We start from the raw sequence: 21441 nt of genomic DNA, 5'->3' as shown, positions 1-21441 counted from the left end.
GACAGCGCTTTAATTTGCAAAGCTCTTATTCTATCGGCGAGGTGATTATTTATGGACACAGAGAAAAAGAAGCTGACCACCGGCTGGGGCGCTCCTGTTGGCGACAACCAGAACTCGGTAACCGCGGGATCGCGGGGGCCTACGCTTATTCAGGACGTGCACCTGCTGGAGAAGCTGGCGCACTTCAACCGTGAACGCGTCCCGGAGCGTGTCGTGCATGCGAAGGGAGCGGGGGCGCACGGGTATTTTGAAGTGACTAACGACGTGACGAAGTATACGAAAGCGGGCTTTTTGTCCGAGGTTGGCAAAAGAACGCCGCTGTTTGTCCGGTTCTCGACCGTAGCGGGAGAGAGCGGCTCGGCCGATACGGTGCGCGATCCGCGCGGCTTTGCGGTGAAATTTTATACGGAGGAAGGGAATTACGATCTCGTTGGGAACAATACGCCGGTATTCTTCATTCGGGATACCATCAAATTTCCGGACTTCATTCATACGCAGAAACGTCATCCGCAGACCCATCTGAAAAATCCGAACGCCATCTGGGATTTCTGGTCCCTGTCTCCCGAATCGCTGCATCAGGTGACCATCCTTATGTCGGATCGGGGCATTCCGGCCACATACCGGCATATGCACGGCTTCGGAAGCCATACGTTCAAGTGGGTCAATGCGTCCGGTGAAGGCGTGTGGGTGAAATACCATTTCAAAACGGAGCAGGGCATTCGTAATCTTGCGCCGGAGGCGGCGGCCCAGCTCGCGGGGGAAAACCCCGATTACCACACGGAGGACTTGTTTAACGCGATTGAAGCGGGCGATTATCCGGCCTGGACGCTCTGTGTGCAGATCATGCCTTTGGAGGATGCGGATACGTACCGGTTCGATCCCTTCGACGTCACCAAGGTATGGTCGCAGAAGGATTACCCTTTAATCGAGGTGGGGCGGATGGTACTCGACCGCAACCCCGAAAATTATTTCGCCGAAGTGGAGCAGGCGACGTTTTCTCCCGGAACGCTCGTGCCGGGCATTGACGTCTCTCCGGATAAAATGCTGCAGGGACGCCTGTTCGCCTACCATGATGCGCACCGGTACCGGGTTGGCGCGAACCATCAATCGCTGCCGATCAACCGTCCGCGCAGCGAGGTGAACAACTATCAGCGGGACGGTCAGATGCGCTTTGATACGAACGGCGGGGCCTCCGTTTATTACGAACCGAACAGCTATGGAGGGCCAGCAGAGACGCCGGAGAACAAGCCTGCGGCGTACGAAGTATCGGGACAGGCGGATAGTGTGGCGTACGATCGCGACGATCATTATACGCAGCCTGGAGATCTATACCGTCTGCTGAGCGAGGATGAGCGATCCCGCCTTGTTGCGACGATCGTCGAAGCGATGAAGCCGGTCGAGAAGGAAGAGATCAAGCTTAAACAGATCGCGCATTTCTATAAAGCGGATCCCGATTACGGCACGAGGGTGGCGAAAGGGCTGGGCCTGCCGGTTCCGAAGCCGTGAGATGAGCATAGCAGGAGGCAGCTGCCTTGTCCCGCGAGGTCGGCTGCCTTTTTATATCACAGGGTGCAGAGGAGCTGCTGCAGATACCAGCCCTTCTTGACGGGCAACCGCTAAAATGGGGCGTTTGCCCGTCATGCTCCATGTCAACGTTTCATATAATAAATTATTGAAAGCGTTAACAAAAAATGGCAAGCCGTGTGACCTAATAGGATACCGCGAGGTGACGAACATGAGAACCCGTTTATTATCGGAGCAGCTGATTAAAAAAAGGTTTCCGCAGTTAAGGTATGTCAGAGTTCATACGGAAGGCGTGAATAAAGCGACCATTTATGCTTGGGACGAGGATCTCCAATTACCGGAGAAAGACATCCGCCGCCTGAAGCAGTTTGCCTCGGATTATTTGCATCCGTATGCCTGTTTCACCGTTAAAACGTACAACATGGTCCAGCCCGATAAGGTGCCGAAGAACGAAGAGCTGCCCGATGCCATTCTTAAATCCGCCCTGCACCGGGGATTGGATCAGCAGATGATTATGGATTCCATCAACGGGCTGTTTCCGTACGGCCGGCTCAGCTTCAATCAGTACGACCATGCGACGGGCACGATTTATTTTGATTTTCATGCCATCACGTGGGTTCACCCTACGGACCAGGCGCGAATCTCCCAATACCTCCATGAGCTGATTCCGCTGGGGGCGAAATGCGAAGTGAGCTACCATTGAGCGAAACGGATGTGGAAGCAAAATAAAACAGGGATAACGGAACAAGAAGGCTCCGGTATCCCTGTTTGTTTTCAGGCGTCTTTGCACCAACGCTTCCGGCCAGTTTGCCAGTTCCCGGTTAAGCCCCTGAACCTGCGGCAATGGCGGCCAGCCGTTCCGGAATTTGCTCCGTCACAACGCCTCCATGGTATGTAATAATGGTGTCGATATCCAGTTCCTGGAGCTTGGCCACCGATTTCAGGGCAGCAGGCATATCCGGAGTGAAATTCGCATCCGGCGGCATAAGTACGCCTTCATGGGAGGTCAGGGCGTCTCCGGAAATCAGCGTCCGGCTCGGCCGGTGGTATAAACAGATGTGGTCCGGCGTATGACCCGGTGTAAAAACAACCTGGATGCCGCCGCAATAAGGAAGCAGGTCTCCGTCCTGAACGGTCGTGTCCACTTTGGAAGGCGTGGCGAGTACGCCCCGCTTAATGATAGGCGTTTCTCCGAGGATATAGGGCTTGGCTAATTCATGGGCTATTACCTCCACCCGTCCGTCCGTCGCTTGGACAAGCTCCGGCAGGCTGCCGATGTGGTCCAGATCCTGATGGGTAATGATGATCTTCGTCAACTGCTCCCACACGCCTTCTTGCTCGAGCGACTGCTTAATCAGCTCCAGCTGGCCGGGAATGCCCGTGTCTACAAGAATAACGTCTTTATCGTCCCGCAGCAGTGTCGCGTGTACCACGAATGGGCTGGCGCCCCTATTCATTTCCCAACGCAATGCTTTAATTACCGGAGTTGCGGTCATGAGCCAATCGTCCTCTCAACATGAATTCGCGGATTTGCCCGCTTACTTATTGTAAGCTTTGCGGCATACAAGTTCAAATCCTGTGCGGGGAGGGGAACTGCCGGTCTAAGTCTTTTCCGATGTTCGTTCATAAGCTATACTGAAGGGAACGGCAAGGATTCATTTTATGTATTCGCTTGTTCTTTTGTTTGGCAAAATGGGGGAATCGGATAATGAGTTTAATCAATACATTAACAAACCAGGACGAATTTACGGGCTTTTATTTATTGAAGGAATTGGAGCTGAAGCAGACGAACGGCTCTCCGCCCAAAGATTATTTCGATATCGTGCTGTGCGATGCCAGCGGGCAGCTTCCGGCAAAGTACTGGGACGTGAGTCCGACGGATAAAGAAACCTTTTTCCCGATGGGGCTTGTTAAGGTAAAAGGGACGGTGCAGACGTACAGGGAGAGGCTGCAGATCAAGATTCTACGGCTCCGCAAGGCGACTCCGGAGGACGGCGTTTCCTTGACTGATTTTATTCGCTCGGCGCCTATCCGTCCGGTCGATTTGATCTATACGATCAAGCAGGTGATGGAAAGCATCACCGATGTGGAAATCCAGATGATCGTTGCTTTTTGCGTGGAGAAGGTCGAGGAGAGGCTGATGCATTATCCTGCCGCCAAAACCCACCATCACGCGTACTACGCGGGATTGGCTTACCATATGGTGCGCATGCTGGAGCTCGGGGAGTTTCTCTGCAAGCAGCGGCCGTTTCTGAATGCAGATCTGATCAAAGCCGGCATTATTCTGCACGATATTGCGAAGCCGGAGGAAATGACCGCCCAGCTGGGCATCGTGTCCGATTACAGTCTCAAAGGCAAGCTTCTGGGCCATATCTCAATGGCGTCTAACTGGATTACGGAAGCTGCTATTGCGAACGGGATTGATCTGGATTCGGACCGGGTCATCGCGCTGCAGCATCTGGTGCTGTCCCATCACAACCTTGGGGAGTGGGGAAGCCCTGTGCAGCCGCAGACGGCGGAAGCGGTGGCTCTGCACTATATCGACTCCTTGGATGCGAAGCTGCAAATGGTCGAGGATGCGCTCGACACGACCCCAGCGACGGAGCCGTGGACTCCTGCGATCCGGGGGCTGGAGAATAAACCGATCTATCGGACGAAGCTGTAGGCAAGCAGGCTGGCTGCAAAATGAAACGAGACCGGCCCCAAAGAATAACATCGCTGGTGCCGGTTCCCGGTTCCAAAATATAAAGCGAGACGCTTCCAAAACCGCTATAAGCGGGGCTGGAAGCGTCTTTTTACTACTATTCGAATCCAAGCGAGGATTAGAAATGAATAATCGGCTTCTGGGACGGCCTCATTGCAGCTGCTCCGCTAAAAAGGGACGATGCCGTACTCCTCGATCTTCCGATACAGCGTCGTCCGGCCGATCTGCAGCAGTCCCGCGGCCTTGCTCAGGTTGCCGCCGCTCGCGCGCAGCGCCTGCTTGATCGCTTCGACCTCGGCTTCCTTTAAGGAAACCGCGGCGGCGGGCCTCTCCCTCAGCTGCGCCATGCCGGAGGACGATGCCGGCTCCTCCTCCAGCTGAAGATGCTTAGCGTCGATCGGCTCGCCGTCCGCCAGAAAAACGGCCTGTACCAGCACGCTGTTCAGCTCGCGGATATTGCCCGGCCAACGGTACCCGAGCAGCTTGTGCAGCGCCGCTTCGGTAAAGGCTTCGCAGCCGTAGCCGTGCTCTTGCAGCAGATGCAGCGCAAGGGCCGGCAGATCGCTGCGTTCCCTGAGCGGCGGCAGCGTAAGCTGAATGCCCTTCAGCCTGTAATACAAATCGGCGCGGAAGCGGGCGGCTCTGACTTCCTCCGTTAAATTCCGGTGCGTGGCTGCGATGATACGGACATCGATCCGCCTGCTCCGCGTGCTGCCTACCGGGGTGACGGTATGCTCCTGAAGAACTCTCAGCAGAGCGGCCTGCGCCCGCAGCGACATGTCGCCGATTTCATCCAAAAAGATCGTTCCGCCGTGGGCGGCCTCAAACTTGCCGATGCTGCCTTCGCGGTTGGCTCCGGTAAAAGCGCCGCGTTCGTAGCCGAACAGCTCGCTCTCGACCAGGCTGTCGGGGATGGCGCTGCAGTTGACCGCGATGAACGGCCGGTCCGCTCGGGAGCTGGCCGAGTGAATCGCCTGCGCGAACCGCTCTTTACCCGTGCCGCTCTCGCCCAGCAGCAGGACGGAGAAGGAGGTTTGAGCGGCCTTGCGGGCCAGCTCCTTCCTTTGCAGCAGCTGGGGGCAGGTGCCGAACACGTCCTCGAAGGTGTACAGCCGCTGCCCGCGGTCAAGCTTCTCGGGCTGCTTCTGCACGGCGACGGAGCGCCATACCTTGCGCTCGGCATCGTGGATGGTTTCCACGGCGAAGCCTTGGACCCCGCAAAAGGCTTGCCGATCGCATCCTTGCCGACGACGCGAAGCGCGGCCTGGTTGGCCCTGACGATGCGGTTGTCGCGGTCCAGCGAGATGAGCGGCATCGGAACCTTTTGCGCGGTCAGATCGAGCTCCTTTAAGGTGATCAGCTGCTCCTTCCGGGCTTCCTCCAGCAGCAGCCGGTTCTGCAGCGATTCCGCCGCCAGGCAGGCCATCATCCAGGTCGATTCATGGTAATGCTCATGCTTCCCGCTGATGTTGATGACGGCGATCAATTCGCCGGTGGGGCTGAACACGGGGGAGGAGGCGCAGGTGAGAAAGCGATTGGATGCATAAAAGTGTTCATCGGCATGGACGCGGACAGGCACTTTCTCGGTAAGCGCCAGACCGATGGCGTTCGTTCCTTTTCTCCGTTCCTCCCAATTGGCTCCGACCTGCAGCTGGACGCGCTGGGCCCGGCTCGTGAAATCCGGGTCGCCGACGGCGTGAATAATGTTGCCTTGGGCGTCGATCAGCAGCGCGACCTGCCCGGATTGTTTAATGAGATGATGCATTTTGGCAAATAAATGATCCGTATGTTGAATAAGCGGTTCATGCTGATCGACGATTTCACGCATGGAGCTTCCGGTCAGAACATGATCGTTCACCGCGTCGGTAGGCTTCAGTCCGTAGTTGTGACAACGCTTCCAAGAATTCTCCATCGCTTGGGACAGGTTGATGAAATCCAGAGATGACAACTTGAACACCTCCATATTTGCGCAAAAGGCAGCGTATGTTCATGATACCATAAACTTCCGGATTCTTCATAAGATGCGAACAGGATGTACCAAAATGAAACAGTCAGGCTGTTCCATAAAGAGACAACGAATATAAAACGCTTCCAAAAATGATAGGCAGGGTGCGGTTCGGAAAATTGGCACGATTTTTGCTTACTTAATTATTTGTAGCAAGGCATCCCATCATTTTTCCAAGTTCAAAGGAGGCTGTTCCACGATGATTTATGCGCAACCGGGAACCCAGGAAGCAAAGGTAACGTTCAAAAAGCGGTATGAAAACTTTATTGGCGGCCAGTGGGTGGCTCCTGTTCAAGGCCAATATTTTGAAAATGTTTCGCCGGTGAATAACCGCCCCTTCTGCGAAGTGCCCCGCTCTACGGCGGAAGACGTAGAGTTGGCGCTGGATGCGGCACATACGGCCAAGGAGGCGTGGGGACGCACCTCCGTTGCGGAACGTGCGCTTATTCTGAATAAAATTGCGGACCGGATCGAGGCGAACCTGGAAATACTGGCGGTTGCCGAGACATGGGACAACGGCAAGCCGGTCCGGGAAACGCTGGCTGCCGACCTGCCGCTGGCGGTCGATCATTTCCGGTATTTCGCCGGATGCATCCGGGCGCAGGAAGGGGCTTTAAGCCAGCTGGATAACGATACCGTGGCCTATCATTTCCACGAGCCGCTGGGTGTCGTCGGGCAGATCATCCCGTGGAACTTCCCACTGCTGATGGCGACCTGGAAGCTTGCTCCCGCTTTGGCGACGGGCAACTGCGTCGTCTTGAAGCCGGCGGAGCAGACGCCGTCATCCATTCTGGTGCTGGCGGAGCTGATTCAGGACCTGCTGCCGCCGGGCGTGCTGAATATCGTGAACGGATTCGGTCTCGAAGCCGGCAAGCCGCTTGCTTCCAGCAGCCGCATCGCCAAAATCGCCTTTACCGGCGAAACGACGACCGGCCGTCTCATCATGCAGTACGCTTCGCAGAATATTATCCCCGTCACGCTGGAGCTGGGCGGCAAATCGCCGAACCTGTTCTTTGAGGATGTGATGGCGAAGGACGACGCCTTCTTCAATAAGGCGATCGAGGGCTTCGTGCTGTTCGCGCTGAATCAGGGCGAAGTGTGCACATGCCCTTCACGTGCGATCATTCAGGAATCGATCTACGATGCGTTCATGGAGCGGGCGTTGAAGCGGGTCGCTTTGATCAAACAGGGGAATCCGCTGGATACGGAGACGATGATCGGTGCACAGGCCTCCACTGAGCAGGTGGAGAAAATTTTGAGCTACATTCATATCGGACAGCAGGAGGGAGCGGAATGCCTGACCGGCGGAGGGCGCGCGCAGCTCGGTGGCGATCTTGCCGAAGGCTATTACATTCAGCCTACCGTGCTGAAGGGGCATAACAAAATGCGCATTTTCCAGGAGGAAATTTTCGGTCCGGTCGTCTCAGTCACCACATTTAAGGATGCCGAGGATGCGCTTGCGATTGCGAACGACACGCTGTACGGTCTGGGCGCGGGGCTGTGGACCCGCGACATCAACACGGCTTACCGGCTGGGCCGGGGCATTGAGGCCGGACGCGTGTGGACCAACTGCTACCATGCCTATCCTGCCCACGCGGCATTCGGCGGCTATAAGACTTCGGGGATCGGCCGGGAAAATCACCGGATGATGCTGTCGCATTACCAGCAGACGAAAAACCTGCTCATCAGCTACAGCCCTGATGCGCTGGGCTTTTTCTAAGAGGCGGGACCGCAAAGGATGCCGAACGAGGTTATTAAGGTTCTTGCCACCGCTGCCGCCCTGGAGCTGATTGCCTTCCTGCAGAGCAAGTATGGCCCGGTGATGTTTCACCAGTCCGGAGGCTGCTGCGACGGCAGCTCTCCGATGTGCTATCCGCTGGGCGACTTCATCGTCGGAGACAGCGACGTGCTGCTGGGCGAGATTGGCGGCGCTCCCTTTTATATGAGCCAGGCGCAGTACGATTATTGGAAGTTTACCCAGCTGATTATCGATGTCGTTCCCGGACGGGGCGGGATGTTCTCGCTGGAGGGGCCCGAAGGAAAACGGTTTTTGACCCGTTCCCGGGTGTTTACCGAAGAAGAGCTGAAAGCGCTTGGACTGTAAGGCTTCCGCCCAGCAGCTCACGGACTCTGCTTCTTCATTCAAGATCAGGCCGGCCCTCTTATGCAGAAGACGCTGAACAAGCTTTCACTGCACGGACGGATTGTTCCTCCGGCCCTTGGGGCCTGTACAGAACGTTTCCAGATTCAGATGCCATAAGCTCTGCTAGTTATAGCGGCTTTTTTACACGGCCTGCAGTTAATACAATGGCTATTGTTACAAAAGAAGAAGCGCAGTCTGCCCCGCAAGATGGAATGCGGAGAGGCAACGCTTCTTCTTTTTTTATTTCAACCTTGGAGGAGGGCCGATGAGCCATTACGAATCTTAGGAACGCGGCCCCGCCGCTGCGGGAACCCCGCTATGCCGCTGAGAAGATGCAGCCGCTAGCTCTCCGGCTCTCCATCCGCCTTCCGGTACTCGCTCGGCGACAAGCCCGACCAGCGTTTGAACTGACGGCTGAAATGGGCAATATCGCGGTAGCCGAGAATGGAGGCGATATGCTGCACGGACAGCCTGGGGTCGGCCAGCAGCAGCTTGGCCTCATGCAGCACCAGCCCGGATAAATACACTCGCGGCGATATGCCAAACACTTGGCGGAACACGCGGTTGCAGTGGGAGGTGCTGATGCCGAGCTTGGCGGCAATATCGTCGATGCCGTAATGCTGCTCGGCGGCGACGCCCTGCTTGAAGTGCTGCGTACCGAGCGCCTGCAGCTCGGTGCGGATCCGATGGGCCAGCTCGACCTTCTCGTAAGCCGGCGACGCGCTGAGCTCGGCTTCATGGCTGATGGCCTCCCACAGCTGGCCAAACAGCTCGAACATGGCCGACTGCAGCCGCATCCGCTGCGCCATCGTCGTATGGTCGGGCTGGCCTGCAAGCTCGATCAGCTTGGCCAGTACGGGCTGCACCTGCCGGGTAAGGGAGCTGTCCGCTGCGAACAGCACCTGCTCCATGCGGCCCAGCAGGGAAAGAAAGATTTTATCGTCAATATCGAAGTGGATGCAGAAATAGGTGAACGGCTCCTGATTGCCGCTTTGGCTGGAATGGGCGTCGCCGGGTCTGAGCAGCATCAGGTCTCCGGCTTGCTGAGCATAGCGGCGGCCGTTTACGGTCATCAGCTGCTCGCCTTCCAGCAGATAGTTGATCTCATACTGGGGATGCTCGTGAACCGGATAGTCCCAGCTGCCGTCGACACGGCGCAGATGCATGCCGAACAGATTGACGGTCGTTTTCACATCCGGCAGCATAATTTCACTTAGGCTCTGCCCGAGCGCGGGCGGGATAAAGGAAGCGGACATCGCACGTGTCTCCTTTGCTACGGCATTGATGTAAAAGCCATGCCGATATAGGTATCGGCTATCGATGTGGGCCGTTGGCCCGTCTGTTCAGACCTGAGCGGCAAGGAGCTGCCGGAACACGATATCTCCGGTCAGCGAATTTAGCTTAGCTGGGCCCACGTTTGATTTCAGTATACCTCATTCAGCCCGATTTGGGTAAATAATTGATCGATTTGACAATGGTCATCCGGCTGTGCCGCATGCTAGGATGGACATGAATCAGGAGTCTGTACAAAGGACGACCGTGACGAAAGGGGTTATATGATGGCACAGCGTAATCTTTTTTTCAATGCACAGCATTCACCTATCGGGGCATTTGCCAGCTTTACACTAGGCTTTCGCGGCAAAAACGGCGGTTTGGGGCTCGAATTGGGCAAACCGGCCGATCAAAATATGTATATCGGCTTTCAATCGCGGGAAGGCAGCTATTATGAAGCGCTGCCGTTCTTTGAATCGGTAGAAGATGAAAGCGCTAGATATGATGTGGAGAAACAGGAAGAAAAGGATAAAGGCACCACCGGGGCCATGCCGACCTCCCGTACAGGAGAAGAAGCTCCTCTGCCAAGGCTCGTTTCCTTCAAGAGCGATACCATTTCGCGTACGTTCAAGACGGGAACGGATACGTGGCAGGCGGGCGACTTGACGTTCCGCATTTATTCCCCGTTCGCTCGGTGCCCGAACCGGGACAGGCGAACGAAGAAGAACTGAAGGCGGCGCTCGTCCCTGCCGTGTTCGCCGAGCTGACGCTCGACAATACGCAGGGAATGACAGCGCGGACGGCCTTTTTCGGCTACCAGGGCAATGATCCGTACAGCGCAATGCGCCGCCTGCAGGATACGAGCGAGGGACAACTGACCGGCATCGGACAGGGGCGGATGACCGCTATCGTCACGAAGGACGAAGGAACGACGTCCGCGCTTGGCTTCACCATGGAAAAAATTCTCGGCGAAAAGCTGGAGCACAACCATGCTTTCGGACTAGGCGGCACCGGTGCTGTGCTGATGGAAGTGCCGGCCGGCGAGCAGAAGACCTTCCGGTTTGCCGTCTGCTTTTACCGCGGCGGCCTGGTGACGACGGGCATTGATGCTTCCTATTATTACACACGCTTTTTCCGAAATATGGAGCAAGCTGCTCATTACGCGCTGGATCATTTCCCGGAGCTGACGGCTTCCTGCCTGACGGCGGACGAATGGATCGAATCCGCGAACTTATCCGGCGACCAGAAGTTCATGCTCGCTCACGCGATTCACAGCTATTACGGCAGCACGCAGCTGCTGGATGCGGACGGCGAGCCGCTGTGGATCGTCAACGAGGGTGAATACCGGATGATGAACACGCTCGACTTGACGGCGGATCAGCTGTACTATGAGCTGATGATGAACCCTTGGACGGTGCGCAACGAGCTGGAGCTGTTCGTCAACCGCTACAGCTATGAAGATAAAGTACGCTTTCCGGGAGATGAGACGGAGTATCCTGGAGGTATCTCCTTTACCCACGATGTCGGCGTAGCGAACGTATTCTCGCGTCCGCAGTATTCGGCTTACGAGCTGGCGGGCATTGACGACTGCTTCTCCTACATGAGCCATGAGGAGCTCGTGAACTGGCTCTGCTGCGCGCTCGTGTATATCGAGCAGACGAAGGATGAGGCGTTCAAGAACCGCATGCTGCCGGTCATTCAAGCCGGCTTCGAGAGCATGCTGAACCGGGATCACCCGGACGCGGACAAGCGCAACGGCCTGATGGGGCTGGACAGCACCCGCACCCAGGGCGGCGCGGAGATTACGACCTATGACAGCCTGGACGTGTCGCTGGGTCAATCGCGCAACAACATTTATCTTGCGGGCAAGTGCTGGGCCGTTTATGTGGCGATGGAGCGGCTGTTCAAGCTGGAGGAGCTTCCTCAGCTGTCCGAGCAGGCCGGCTCGCAGGCGGACAAATGCGCAGCTTCCGTAGCGGCTCAGCTGACGGAGCAGGGCTACATTCCGGCCGTCATCGGAGAAAACAACGATTCCCGGATCATTCCGGCGATTGAAGGCCTGGTCTTCCCGTACTTCACGGGCTGCCCGGAGGCATTGGACCCGAACGGCCGGTTCGCGGTATACCTGCAGGCGCTGCAGACCCATCTGAGCACCGTGCTGGTGAAAGGAACCTGCCTCTTCGAGGACGGAGCCTGGAAGCTATCCTCCACAAGCAAGAACTCATGGCTCAGCAAAATTTATTTGTCCCAATTTATCGCCCGGGAAATTATGAACCTGCCGTGGGATGAGCGCGGAGCCGAGGCGGATGCCGCCCACGTGAATTGGCTCCTGCATCCTGAGCTGTCTTACTGGTGCTGGAGCGACCAGATTTTGGACGGACTGATTATCGGCAGCAAATATTACCCGCGGGGCGTATCCGCCATCCTTTGGCTGCTGGAAGGGAAGAACGACACAAGCCTCGTCCGTTAAAGCTGCGGAGCTGCGGCGCGGCGGTCGGTCGGTTGAACCCCTTGGAGCATTAAATTAGGTAGAATCGCAGCAGAGATCTAGGGCTCTGGAGAGACTGCACAATCGGAATATGTTCGGTTTGTTTTGGACATACAAGGAGGACATCATATGAGTAAAAGCATGACGACATCGTCGAACGGTCCGATTGGGAGCCGGGTATAAGGCCTGGCTTGAATATAAACGGCTGGATATGAGCGGGGAGCGGCACCGCGCTTATGCCGCATGGCTCGGCAATATCGCCGTAAACGGGGAAGCGGATCATGAAGTGATCGCTTCCGCCGTTTCGGAGCTGACGCGGGGCATCGAGGGGCTGACCGGCGCGAAGCCGGTACGTGTCAGCCCTGCGGAAGCGGGCGGCGGCTGCATCGCCGTCGGCTTGTTCGGCAGCGGCCATCCGCTGATCGACCGCGTCTTCGGCGCGGAAGAACGCGCCGCGGCCGGGCCGGAGGGCTTCGCCATCCGTACAGACGCTGACGCGCAGTGCATCGCCCTCGGGGCTGAGACTGCAGCAGGCTTGCTGTACGGCGCGTTCGCCCTGCTGCGCCTGCTAGGCACCGGCAGCCCGTTGGACAGCCTGAATGTGATAGAAAATCCGGTCAACGGCCTACGGATGATGAATCAATGGGATAACATCGACGGCAGTATCGAGCGCGGCTACGCCGGCAAGTCGATCTTTTATACCGATAACGAAATAACGACCGATTACGATCGGGTACGGGATTATGCCAGGCTGCTGGCCTCTACAGGCATCAATGCAATTGCTATCAATAATGTGAATGTGCATAAATTCGAGACGATGTTTTTGACGGATCGCTACCTTCCGGCGATCGCCAAGCTGGCGGATATTTTCCGCGCCTACAGCGTAAAGCTGTTCTTAAGCATCAACTATGCGAGTCCGCTTGAGATCGGCGGCTTGACGACAGCCGACCCGCTGGACCCCGGCGTACGCGAATGGTGGAAGCGGAAGGCGGCGGAGGTATACGCCGCGATTCCCGATTTCGGCGGCTTCCTTGTCAAAGCGGATTCGGAGAACCGTCCGGGACCGTTCAGCTATGACCGGGACCATGCCGACGGCTCGAATATGCTGGCCGAGGCGCTGCTGCCGTATGGCGGCATCGTCATCTGGCGCTGCTTCGTTTATAACTGCAAGCAGGATTGGCGCGACCGCTCGACCGACCGGGCCAGAGCGGCGTACGATCATTTCAAGCCGCTCGACGGACGGTTTATGGACAATGTCATCCTGCAGGTGAAGAACGGCCCGATGGACTTCCAGGTGCGGGAGGGCGTATCGCCGTTATTCGGCGCGATGGAAAAGACCAACATTATGATCGAGTTCCAGATCACGCAGGAATATACGGGACAGCAGCGTCATCTGTGCTACCTTGTTCCGCAGTGGAAGGAAGTGCTCGACTTTGAAACCTACGCGCAGGGACCGGGCTCGACGGTGAAGCGGGTGGTCGACGGTTCACTGTACGGCAATAAGTACAGCGGCTTCGCGGCCGTGTCGAACATCGGCAATGACGCGAACTGGACCGGCCATCTGCTGGCTCAGGCGAACCTGTACGGATACGGCCGGCTGGCATGGAATCCCGAGCTTGCGCCGGAGCAGATCGCGGAGGAATGGATTCGTCTTGCCTTCGGCACAGCGGATGAGGAGCTGACCGAAACCGTCCGCGGCATGCTGATGGCTTCCTGGGGCATCTACGAATCGTACACCTCGCCGCTCGGCGTAGGCTGGATGGTCAATCCGGACCACCACTATGGCCCGAATGTGGACGGATATGAGTATTCCAAGTGGGGAACGTACCATTTTGCCGATCTGCATGGAATTGGCGTCGACCGGACGATGAAGACGGGAACCGGCTATGCGGGACAATACCAGGGCCCGAATGTGGATATGTATGAATCTGTCGATGCGTGCCCTGACGAGCTGCTGCTGTTCTTTCACCACGTGCCGTATACCCATGTGCTGCATTCCGGCAAGACGGTTATCCAGCATATTTATGATACGCACTTTGAAGGCGTGGAGCAGGCGGAGCGGTTGAAGGCAGCCTGGGAAGGGCTGCGCGGCCGGATCGATGAGGAGCGCTTCGCGCAGGTGGCTGACCGCCTGGCGGAGCAGGCGCTGCATGCCCGGGAGTGGCGCGATATCATCAACACGTATTTTTACCGGAAAAGCGGCATCGCCGATGCGCAGGGCCGGACTATATATTAAAGCATGGATGCCCCATCGGGGTATCGCCTAAATGCATAGGTTTCACAACGCGCTTGCCGCCCCGTTCAGGGCGGCTTTCTTTTTTTTCGTAATATTTTAAAAGAATTCGAGGATTCCTCTTATTTAGCCTCCGCAGTGCGGCCTCTATAATAAATATAGACAGAGGACGAGATTAACTGAAGAGGTGATCGTATGAACCGCACGGCTGCAGCGCCTTTAACTGAAGCGAAGGCTGCCCCCAAGCGCCGCTCCTTCTTGAAACGGTGGGACGCTCCGATTGCAGGCTACTTGTTTATTATGCCATGGCTGCTTGGATTTATCGGCTTAACCGCCTATCCTATGATTTTATCGCTATATTATTCATTCACGGATTATACGTTGATGGAGCCGATGCAGTGGGTCGGACTGCGCAACTATACCAAAATTTTTACGGCTGACGATAAATTTGTTACCTCCGTGAAAGTAACCTTTATGTACGTATTGGCTTCCGTTCCGCTGAAGCTGATCGTTGCGCTGCTTGTAGCTATGCTGCTGAACCGGGCGGTCAAAGGCATTTCGGCTTACCGCTCCGCCATCTATTTCCCTTCCTTGATCGGCGGAAGTATCGCCGTATCGCTGCTCTGGAGCAACATGTTCGGCGTAGACGGATTTTTCAATAAAATTCTCGCCGTGTTCGGCATTCAGGGCAAAGGCTGGATTACCGATCCGCATACGGCGCTTTGGTCGCTTATTCTTTTGACGGTTTGGCAGTTCGGGTCTTCGATGGTCATTTTCCTGGCCGGTCTGAAGCAGATTCCGAGCGATTTGTATGAAGCCTCCTCGGTCGACGGAGCCGGGAAGCTCGTGCAATTTTTCAAAATAACGCTGCCGATGCTTTCGCCGACGCTGTATTTTAACCTGATTATGGGCGTCATCAACGCTTTCCAGATGTTCACCTCCGCCTATGTCATCACGAACGGCGGGCCGATGAACTCGACCTTCGTCTATGCAATGTATTTATACGAGCGTGCTTTCAGCCGCTATCAGCTGGGCTACGCCTCGGCCTTGGCCTGGATTATGCTGCTGATGATCGTGGTCGTGGCTGCGGTTATTGCGGGAACCTCGAAATATTGGGTGTTTTATGAAACCGAGACAGGGGGGCGCAAACGGAAATGAGAACTAAATCTCAAAAAACGCTGCATCACGTCTTGCTGACGGTATTCAGTCTCGTTATGGTCTACCCGGTTATCTGGTGGATCGGGGCATCATTGAAATCAAACAGCGAGCTCAGTTCTCCGGGCCTGTTTCCTTCGGTGCCTAAGTGGAACAACTTTACCGACGGATGGAAGGCGGTTCCCGGTCATACGTTCACGGATTTTTATATGAATACATTCGGGCTCGAAATTGCGGTTATGCTCACCACGCTCATTTCATGTACATTGGTGGCCTTCGGCTTCGGCCGGCTTGATTTTCCGCTCAAAAAGTTCTGGTTCTCCCTGCTTATGGTCACGCTGATGCTGCCCGGTCAGGTGCTTATTATTCCGCAGTATGCGATGTTCCATCAGCTGGGCTGGGTCAATACGTACCTGCCTTTCATTGTCCCTCATTTGCTGGCGAGCGGAGCCGGTGGCACCTTCTTCGTCTTCCTGCTGATCCAGTTCGTCCGTGGTATTCCCCCGGAGCTGGATGAATCGGCCAAGATGGACGGCTGCTCCTGGTTCGGCATTTATTGGCGCATCGTAATGCCGCTAACGGTACCTGCCATCGTGACCGTGATGATCTTCTGCTTCCTATGGAACTGGGATGACTTCCTCGGCCATCTGCTGTACATTAACTCGGTGGACAAATATACGGTAGGTTTGGCGCTCCGGATGATTAACGATTCGCAGTCGGGTCAGCAGTGGGGCCAACTGCTGGCGATGTCCCTCGTATCGATCGTTCCGGCAACACTGGTGTTTGTGTTCGCGCAGAAATACTTCGTTGAAGGAATTGCGAAGTCGGGGATAAAAGGATAAAATATAACGAGCAGCCGCGGCGGAAGCTTCCGCCTCAGGCCGCTTGTGAAATAATAGGGAATGAAACCGAAGCATGCTCCGGTTTTACCGCCGATAACTTGAAGCAGCGACTCGATTCGTTGCTTTTTTCATTTTTTTCGAATCAAGGAGACGCTCTTATGAAGAACCCGTTCAAGAAATATAAAATCGACCATCTGTTCTTCCGCAGCTTTGCCGGCTTCATGATTGTCGTGCTGGGCTGTACCGTTTGGGCGAGCTACGGCATTTCCTCCAAGGAGCTGGTGAAGTCGACTTCCTATTACCAGCACCAATTATTGGACGAGCTGAATAACGAAATTTCCGCCCGGCTTATAACGATTGAGCAGATTTCATTGTCCACCTCGCGCGACGACGAGATGATCACGCTGTTGACGGGCAGGCAGGATGAGTTCGACCGGTACCGCCGCTCGAGGAGCGTGGAGCAGACGCTGGCGAACCTGACGTATTCGATTCCGCTGATCCAGGGCATCGATTTGTACATGGACCGGCCTGTACAGGGAGATTCGAAGAACTACATTCAGCTGCGCGACCGAAACGAGGCAGCCGGCCAGGTATGGTATCCGCTGCTGCAGGACAGCGATTTCGCCTGGTCGCAGGAGCACGTCATTTCAAGCGTTCAGGGCGGCGTTCCGGTGCTGAGCTTTATCCGCAAAATTATTTATGACGATAAATATTTAGGTATTCTAGTCATTCACGTCAAGGCCGAAGGGATCAAGGCGATTCTGGCCGGGCACTCCGCCTCGGCGGACCGGGTTATGATCGATGCGAAGGGGCAGCGGCTGCTCGGTATCGGCGAGGTTCCCCAGCAGCCGGAGCTGTCGCAGTGGATGGATGAGATGAACGGCAGGTCGGGCTCGGCCCGGACGAATGGCAAGTACGGGATGAACGACTCCCTGCTGGTCTACTCCAAGCTGTCGGACTCCAACTGGACGCTGGTCGAAATTACGCCGTGGAAGCAGCTGACCGCGGGAAGCGTGAAGCTCGCCGAGGTCATCGGCATGATCGGGGTCGCTGCGGTGCTGCTAATTTTACTGCTGACCCACTGGCTCAGCCGGCAGTTTACGAAGCCGATCAAGCAGCTGGTCGGAGCGATGAGCTCTTATACCGTCGGGGGGAGCAATACGGAGCTTCCGGCGGATTATACGAACGAGTTCGGCTATCTTTTCTCCGGCTACCGGAAACAGAACGAGCGGATTGAAGAGCTTTATTTATCCTTGAAGCGCCGGCACGAGCAGCAACGCAAGGCGGAGATGGAGGCGCTGCAGGCCAACATTAATCCCCATTTTCTATACAATACGCTGGACCAGCTGAATTGGATGGCTATTGCGAAGGGCCAGGATGAAATGAGCCGCATTCTGGAGCTGATGGGCCGCATGTTTCGGATCGGTTTGTCCAACGGCGAAAGCTTTATTACAATGGAAGAGGAAGTTCAGCATATGGAATGCTACCTCGAAATCCAGCAGCTGCGCTGGGGCTCGGGGCTGGACTATGCCATTTACAGCGAGCTGCCGATGCAGCAGCTGTACTTGCCGAAGATGACGCTGCAGCCCTTTGTGGAGAATGCCATTGTCCATGGCTTTAATACGAGAAGCCAGGGGCGGATCGAGCTGCACTTTACGGAGCTGCAGGATAAAATACGGATTACCGTTGAAGATAACGGTGTCGGATTGCGTGAGGAAGCGCTGGCGGCAAGCCAGCCTGCACGGCGTACGGGAGGCTACGGCATCCGCAATGTGAAGGAGCGTATTGCCGCCTATTTTGGAGAAAGCTACGGGGTGAAGCTTGAAGAAAGGGCCGAGGGAGGCACGCGGGTGGCGATCCTGCTGCCCAAGCTGACGGAGCGCCCGGCACAGCGCGAAGAGCCGGAAAACGCGTTGAAATAGTTCGGATAATATTATAACAAATTGAGCATCTCTCATATATAAACAACCTGGAGGAGTTGCTACTATAGACATATGGAAAACATCTTTACCTACAGGGGGATTGAATGTACATGAGTAATTGGAAACGTTCTCTTACAGTATTAGTTACAGGTGCGGCGCTGACCGCATCGTTAGCAGGCTGTGGAAATAAAACCGAACCGGCGGCTCCGGGCCAAGCCGCGGCAAGCGAAGGCGGCAGCGCCAAGCTCCGCATCATGTGGTGGGGATCTCAGGACCGTCACGAGGCGACGCTCGCCGCAATCGATTTGTATAAAAAGAGCCATCCGAACGTCACCTTCGAGCCGGAATATTCCGGAATGGACGGCTACCTGGACAAGCTGTCGACGCAAGCCGCGGCAGGCAATGCGCCGGATATTTTCCAGCTGGATCCGGGCTGGGTTTCCGACTGGGCGGGCCGCAGCCAATTGGCCGACTTGTCGAGCCTGAATTTGGCCAAGATCGATCCGAAGCTGCTCTCCTCCGGTCAAAGCAAAGGCAAGCAGGTCGCTCTTCCGCTTGGGTATGTCGCCCAGGGAATGATCTATGACAAAGCGGCACTGACGAAGCTTGGCATCGAAGCGCCGAAGAACGGCTGGACGTGGGACGATTTCTTTAACATGGCGAAGGAGCTGAAAGGGAAGCTCCCGCAGGGTCAGTATTTCACGAAGGATTATGCCGGCGACTACTTTGCTTACAGCGGCTTTCAATATGCCAAAGGCAAGGGGCAGGTCGTAACGAACGACGGGAAATTCAACATCGACAAGGACACATTCCTGGAATGGACGCGGAAGTTCGAAGAGCTGCGTAAAGAAGGAATCGTTCCTCCTGCAGATGTGAATGCTTCGGATAAAGAGTTCGATCCTAAAATGGACTTGATGGTTGCAGGCAAAATTATTTTCCGCCTGGGCTTCTCTAACAACTACGCGTCCTGGAACAGCTTGAAGGAAGGCGCTTATGCGATGATTACGATGCCGCGGGATAAAGAAGCGGGCGGCTGGCTGAAGCCTTCCATGTTCTTCGGCGTTTCTCCAACCTCCAAAAATGCGGAGGAAGCGAAAAAATTCGTAGACTGGTTCTTGAACGACCCGGAAGCGGCCAAAATTTTGGGTACGAAACGCGGGATGCCGGTGAACAGTGATATCGTCGCTTCCTTGACTCCTACTCTGAGCGATGTCGATAAGGCCGGCGTAGAGCTGCTTGATGCTACGAAGAAGGACGGACAGACCTACAGCCCTGGCGCCAAAGGCTGGACGAACTTTATCGACAAAGACTGGAAGTTGATCCGCGATGAGCTGAGCTTCGGTAAAACAACGCCTGAAGCGGCGTTCGACAAGCTGAAATCCGCTTCGCAGGAATACGAGAAATAAAATAACTTTCGAGGAAGCCATGCTCGGACGCGCCGCGTTCCGGGCCTGGCTCCTTGTTTTCCCTTGGGACCAGGCAGAAGAGGAGGCATTTGCGTGTGGAAGATCGCTATTATCGACGATGACCGTCAGGTGCTGCAGGGAATGAAGCTGGCCATCCCTTGGGATGAGCTGAATGCCGAATGGGCAGGCGAGGCGCTGAACGGGGCTGACGGGCTGGACATGATCCGCAGAGAGCTGCCGGATGTCGTCATTACGGATATTTATATGCCCGGCATGAACGGGCTTGAGATGATCGAACAGCTGCGGAAAGAGGAATACGGCGGCAAAATTATCATTTTGAGCGGCTATGCGGATTTTGAATACGCGCGCCAGGCGCTTCGATTGAATGTCAGCGATTATTTGTCCAAGCCGATCAGCCTGCCTACCTTGAAAACCATTTTGGAGAAGTCGCTGCATGCGTTGGAGGAAGAAGAAGAACGACGAATGAAGCAGGACGAGCTTGAGCATAAGCTGATGATGTACGAGCCGTTTATCGAGAAGGAATGGGTGAAGTCGGCCGTTGTCGGGACACTGGATCAAGCGTACCGGATGGAGCACCTGCTGCCTGCTCCTTACCGTTACTGGTCGCAGAACCGGCATGTCGTCTTGGGCATAGACATTGTTCGCGACGTCCGCGCAAGCCAGCTCTCGCTGTCCGACTGGAACCTGTTCCGCTTTGCGGTCAGCAATGTCGTCAGCGAAATCGCTCAGGAAGCCTTCGAGCAGGTCGAATATACGGAGCTGCACAGCACGCGCGCCGCGCTTGTTCTTCATCCGCAGAGCGAGATGCCGGAGGAGCAGCTCGAAGGCAGGCTGCTGGAGCTCGGGGTCAAGCTGATCGATTGCGTGCGCAGCTACTTAAAGCTTGTCATTCGGGTCGGAATCGGCAGCATTCAGGACGACTGGAAGGACATTCCCGATTCGACGGAAGCGGCGTTCCGGGCGATCGATTTGAAGGAGAACCGGGCCGCGGAGGGCTACGATCTGTTCACATCGATCGGCGACACGAAGAACGGAAAAGGATGCCCGGTTTTACGTCCGGTCAAGTTTTATTTGGAGCTGGCGGGCGCGATAAAGACGTCCCAGGAGAATCAGGCGGAGCGGATTATTGCGGAGTATATCGGACGGCTGGAGAAGCAGGAGGGCATTACCTCGGATTACTTGCAGATGCTGGCCGGCGAGCTTTGGGGCATTTTCGCTTACTGCTTGTACGAGGTTGGGATGGTGCTCGATGATATATATCCGAATGAGCAGATTACAAAGGAAATTGCGGGATTGACGCAGCCGAAGCAGCTGGAGGCCTGGCTGACGGACAAGATTGCGGCGATCAGCAGCAGCCGCCAATGGAGAGGCAACAGCAAGCACCGGCAGGCCGTCGATTTTATGATTCAATATATCCACGAGCATTTCGCCGAAGATATCACCTTGGGCGATCTTGCCGATAAGGTATACATTTCTCGCAACTATTTGTCGATTATATTTAAGAATACGACCGGCGAAACGTTCAACAACTACTTAACGCGCGTGCGTATGGAGAAGGCGAAGGAGCTGCTGCTGGAAAAGCGTATGCTCGTCTATGAGGTGGCGGAGAAGGTCGGCTATAAGAATGTGCCTTATTTCAGCACGCTGTTCAAAAAATTTACCGGCATTAATCCTACCGATGTCATCAAGTAGCGCACGGCAAGCGGCAGGCAGCTGATTTCGAGCA

General features: G+C 55.7%; 15 protein-coding genes and 2 pseudogenes. 13 read left to right on the top strand and 4 right to left on the bottom strand.

The window, feature by feature from the left end:
- Positions 1-51: 51 nt before the first annotated feature.
- Entirely contained in the window at positions 52-1506 is a 1455-nt protein-coding gene (gene katA / locus ACHHV8_RS28650; RefSeq protein ID WP_395162722.1) for a catalase KatA, read from the top strand.
- 229 nt (positions 1507-1735) lie between these two features.
- On the top strand, positions 1736-2227 hold the full coding sequence (locus ACHHV8_RS28645; protein WP_395162721.1) for a hypothetical protein: 492 nt from the start codon (positions 1736-1738) through the stop codon (positions 2225-2227).
- A 118-nt stretch (positions 2228-2345) separates the two neighbouring features.
- Here ACHHV8_RS28645 and ACHHV8_RS28640 read toward each other — a convergent pair whose 3' ends face one another.
- A complete protein-coding gene (locus ACHHV8_RS28640) occupies positions 2346-3020 on the bottom strand; it encodes an MBL fold metallo-hydrolase (protein ID WP_395162720.1) in 675 nt (224 codons plus the stop codon).
- 212 nt (positions 3021-3232) lie between these two features.
- On the opposite strand from ACHHV8_RS28640, the gene ACHHV8_RS28635 reads away from it, so the two are divergent.
- Positions 3233-4189, top strand: a complete 957-nt coding sequence (locus ACHHV8_RS28635) for a 3'-5' exoribonuclease YhaM family protein (RefSeq protein WP_395162719.1) — start codon at positions 3233-3235, stop codon at positions 4187-4189.
- A 206-nt stretch (positions 4190-4395) separates the two neighbouring features.
- Here ACHHV8_RS28635 and ACHHV8_RS28630 read toward each other — a convergent pair whose 3' ends face one another.
- Positions 4396-5427, bottom strand: coding sequence for a sigma-54 interaction domain-containing protein (locus ACHHV8_RS28630; RefSeq protein ID WP_395162718.1), 1032 nt, complete (start codon positions 5425-5427; stop codon positions 4396-4398).
- 9 nt (positions 5428-5436) lie between these two features.
- Between ACHHV8_RS28630 and ACHHV8_RS28625 the strand changes: the two genes are divergently transcribed.
- The gene (locus ACHHV8_RS28625) at positions 5437-5676 is read left to right on the top strand and encodes a hypothetical protein (protein WP_395163708.1); all 240 of its coding nucleotides are present in this window, start codon (positions 5437-5439) and stop codon (positions 5674-5676) included.
- 14 nt (positions 5677-5690) lie between these two features.
- Here ACHHV8_RS28625 and ACHHV8_RS28620 read toward each other — a convergent pair.
- A pseudogene (locus ACHHV8_RS28620) lies at positions 5691-5993 on the bottom strand (sigma-54-dependent Fis family transcriptional regulator); the annotation flags it as partial.
- Between the two features lie 439 nt (positions 5994-6432).
- Here ACHHV8_RS28620 and adh point away from each other — a divergent pair.
- Together adh and ACHHV8_RS28610 are read left to right on the top strand one after the other, a co-directional pair.
- A complete protein-coding gene (adh, locus tag ACHHV8_RS28615) occupies positions 6433-7953 on the top strand; it encodes an aldehyde dehydrogenase (protein WP_395162717.1) in 1521 nt (506 codons plus the stop codon).
- 18 nt (positions 7954-7971) lie between these two features.
- Positions 7972-8337, top strand: a complete 366-nt coding sequence (locus tag ACHHV8_RS28610) for a DUF779 domain-containing protein (protein WP_395162716.1) — start codon at positions 7972-7974, stop codon at positions 8335-8337.
- Positions 8338-8717: 380 nt separating this feature from the next.
- Here the strand turns inward: ACHHV8_RS28610 and ACHHV8_RS28605 are convergent, their stop codons facing one another.
- Positions 8718-9632, bottom strand: a complete 915-nt coding sequence (locus tag ACHHV8_RS28605; protein WP_395162715.1) for an AraC family transcriptional regulator — start codon at positions 9630-9632, stop codon at positions 8718-8720.
- 300 nt (positions 9633-9932) lie between these two features.
- Between ACHHV8_RS28605 and ACHHV8_RS28600 the strand changes: the two are divergent.
- The 7 genes and pseudogenes from ACHHV8_RS28600 (at position 9933) to ACHHV8_RS28570 (ending at position 21407) form a co-directional block, all read left to right on the top strand.
- Positions 9933-12118, top strand: a pseudogene (locus tag ACHHV8_RS28600) (glycoside hydrolase family 52 protein).
- Between the two features lie 184 nt (positions 12119-12302).
- Positions 12303-14372, top strand: a complete 2070-nt coding sequence (locus tag ACHHV8_RS28595) for an alpha-glucuronidase family glycosyl hydrolase (RefSeq protein ID WP_395162714.1) — start codon at positions 12303-12305, stop codon at positions 14370-14372.
- A gap of 192 nt (positions 14373-14564) precedes the next feature.
- Positions 14565-15527 carry a carbohydrate ABC transporter permease gene (locus tag ACHHV8_RS28590; RefSeq protein WP_395162713.1) on the top strand — a complete coding sequence of 321 codons (963 nt, stop codon included), beginning with the start codon at positions 14565-14567 and terminating at the stop codon, positions 15525-15527.
- Entirely contained in the window at positions 15524-16366 is an 843-nt protein-coding gene (locus ACHHV8_RS28585; RefSeq protein ID WP_395162712.1) for a carbohydrate ABC transporter permease, read from the top strand. The genes ACHHV8_RS28590 and ACHHV8_RS28585 overlap by 4 nt, the downstream gene beginning before the upstream one ends.
- Before the next feature lie 158 nt (positions 16367-16524).
- Positions 16525-18288: a cache domain-containing sensor histidine kinase gene (locus ACHHV8_RS28580; protein ID WP_395162711.1), complete on the top strand. Its 1764-nt coding sequence runs from the start codon at positions 16525-16527 to the stop codon at positions 18286-18288.
- Between the two features lie 110 nt (positions 18289-18398).
- Positions 18399-19694, top strand: coding sequence for an ABC transporter substrate-binding protein (locus tag ACHHV8_RS28575; RefSeq protein ID WP_395162710.1), 1296 nt, complete (start codon positions 18399-18401; stop codon positions 19692-19694).
- Between the two features lie 93 nt (positions 19695-19787).
- The gene (locus ACHHV8_RS28570; protein WP_395162709.1) at positions 19788-21407 is read left to right on the top strand and encodes a response regulator transcription factor; all 1620 of its coding nucleotides are present in this window, start codon (positions 19788-19790) and stop codon (positions 21405-21407) included.
- The last annotated feature ends 34 nt before the right edge of the window (positions 21408-21441 follow it).

The organism is Paenibacillus sp. TAB_01, assembly GCF_043945595.1.
Classification (GTDB): Bacteria; Bacillota; Bacilli; order Paenibacillales; family NBRC-103111; genus Paenibacillus_S.
Note: the sequence above shows the minus strand (reverse complement) of the source record. Positions and strands in the feature narration are given on the sequence as shown.

Excerpts from the sequence above, each read along its gene's own strand:
- katA (WP_395162722.1), top strand. The coding sequence starts at position 52 with ATGGACACAGAGAAAAAGAAGCTGACCACCGGCTGGGGCGCTCCTGTT.
- ACHHV8_RS28645 (WP_395162721.1), top strand. The coding sequence starts at position 1,736 with ATGAGAACCCGTTTATTATCGGAGCAGCTGATTAAAAAAAGGTTTCCG.
- ACHHV8_RS28640 (WP_395162720.1), bottom strand. The coding sequence starts at position 3,020 with ATGACCGCAACTCCGGTAATTAAAGCATTGCGTTGGGAAATGAATAGG.
- ACHHV8_RS28635 (WP_395162719.1), top strand. The coding sequence starts at position 3,233 with ATGAGTTTAATCAATACATTAACAAACCAGGACGAATTTACGGGCTTT.
- adh (WP_395162717.1), top strand. The coding sequence starts at position 6,433 with ATGATTTATGCGCAACCGGGAACCCAGGAAGCAAAGGTAACGTTCAAA.
- ACHHV8_RS28610 (WP_395162716.1), top strand. The coding sequence starts at position 7,972 with ATGCCGAACGAGGTTATTAAGGTTCTTGCCACCGCTGCCGCCCTGGAG.
- ACHHV8_RS28605 (WP_395162715.1), bottom strand. The coding sequence starts at position 9,632 with ATGTCCGCTTCCTTTATCCCGCCCGCGCTCGGGCAGAGCCTAAGTGAA.
- ACHHV8_RS28590 (WP_395162713.1), top strand. The coding sequence starts at position 14,565 with ATGAACCGCACGGCTGCAGCGCCTTTAACTGAAGCGAAGGCTGCCCCC.
- ACHHV8_RS28585 (WP_395162712.1), top strand. The coding sequence starts at position 15,524 with ATGAGAACTAAATCTCAAAAAACGCTGCATCACGTCTTGCTGACGGTA.
- ACHHV8_RS28580 (WP_395162711.1), top strand. The coding sequence starts at position 16,525 with ATGAAGAACCCGTTCAAGAAATATAAAATCGACCATCTGTTCTTCCGC.
- ACHHV8_RS28575 (WP_395162710.1), top strand. The coding sequence starts at position 18,399 with ATGAGTAATTGGAAACGTTCTCTTACAGTATTAGTTACAGGTGCGGCG.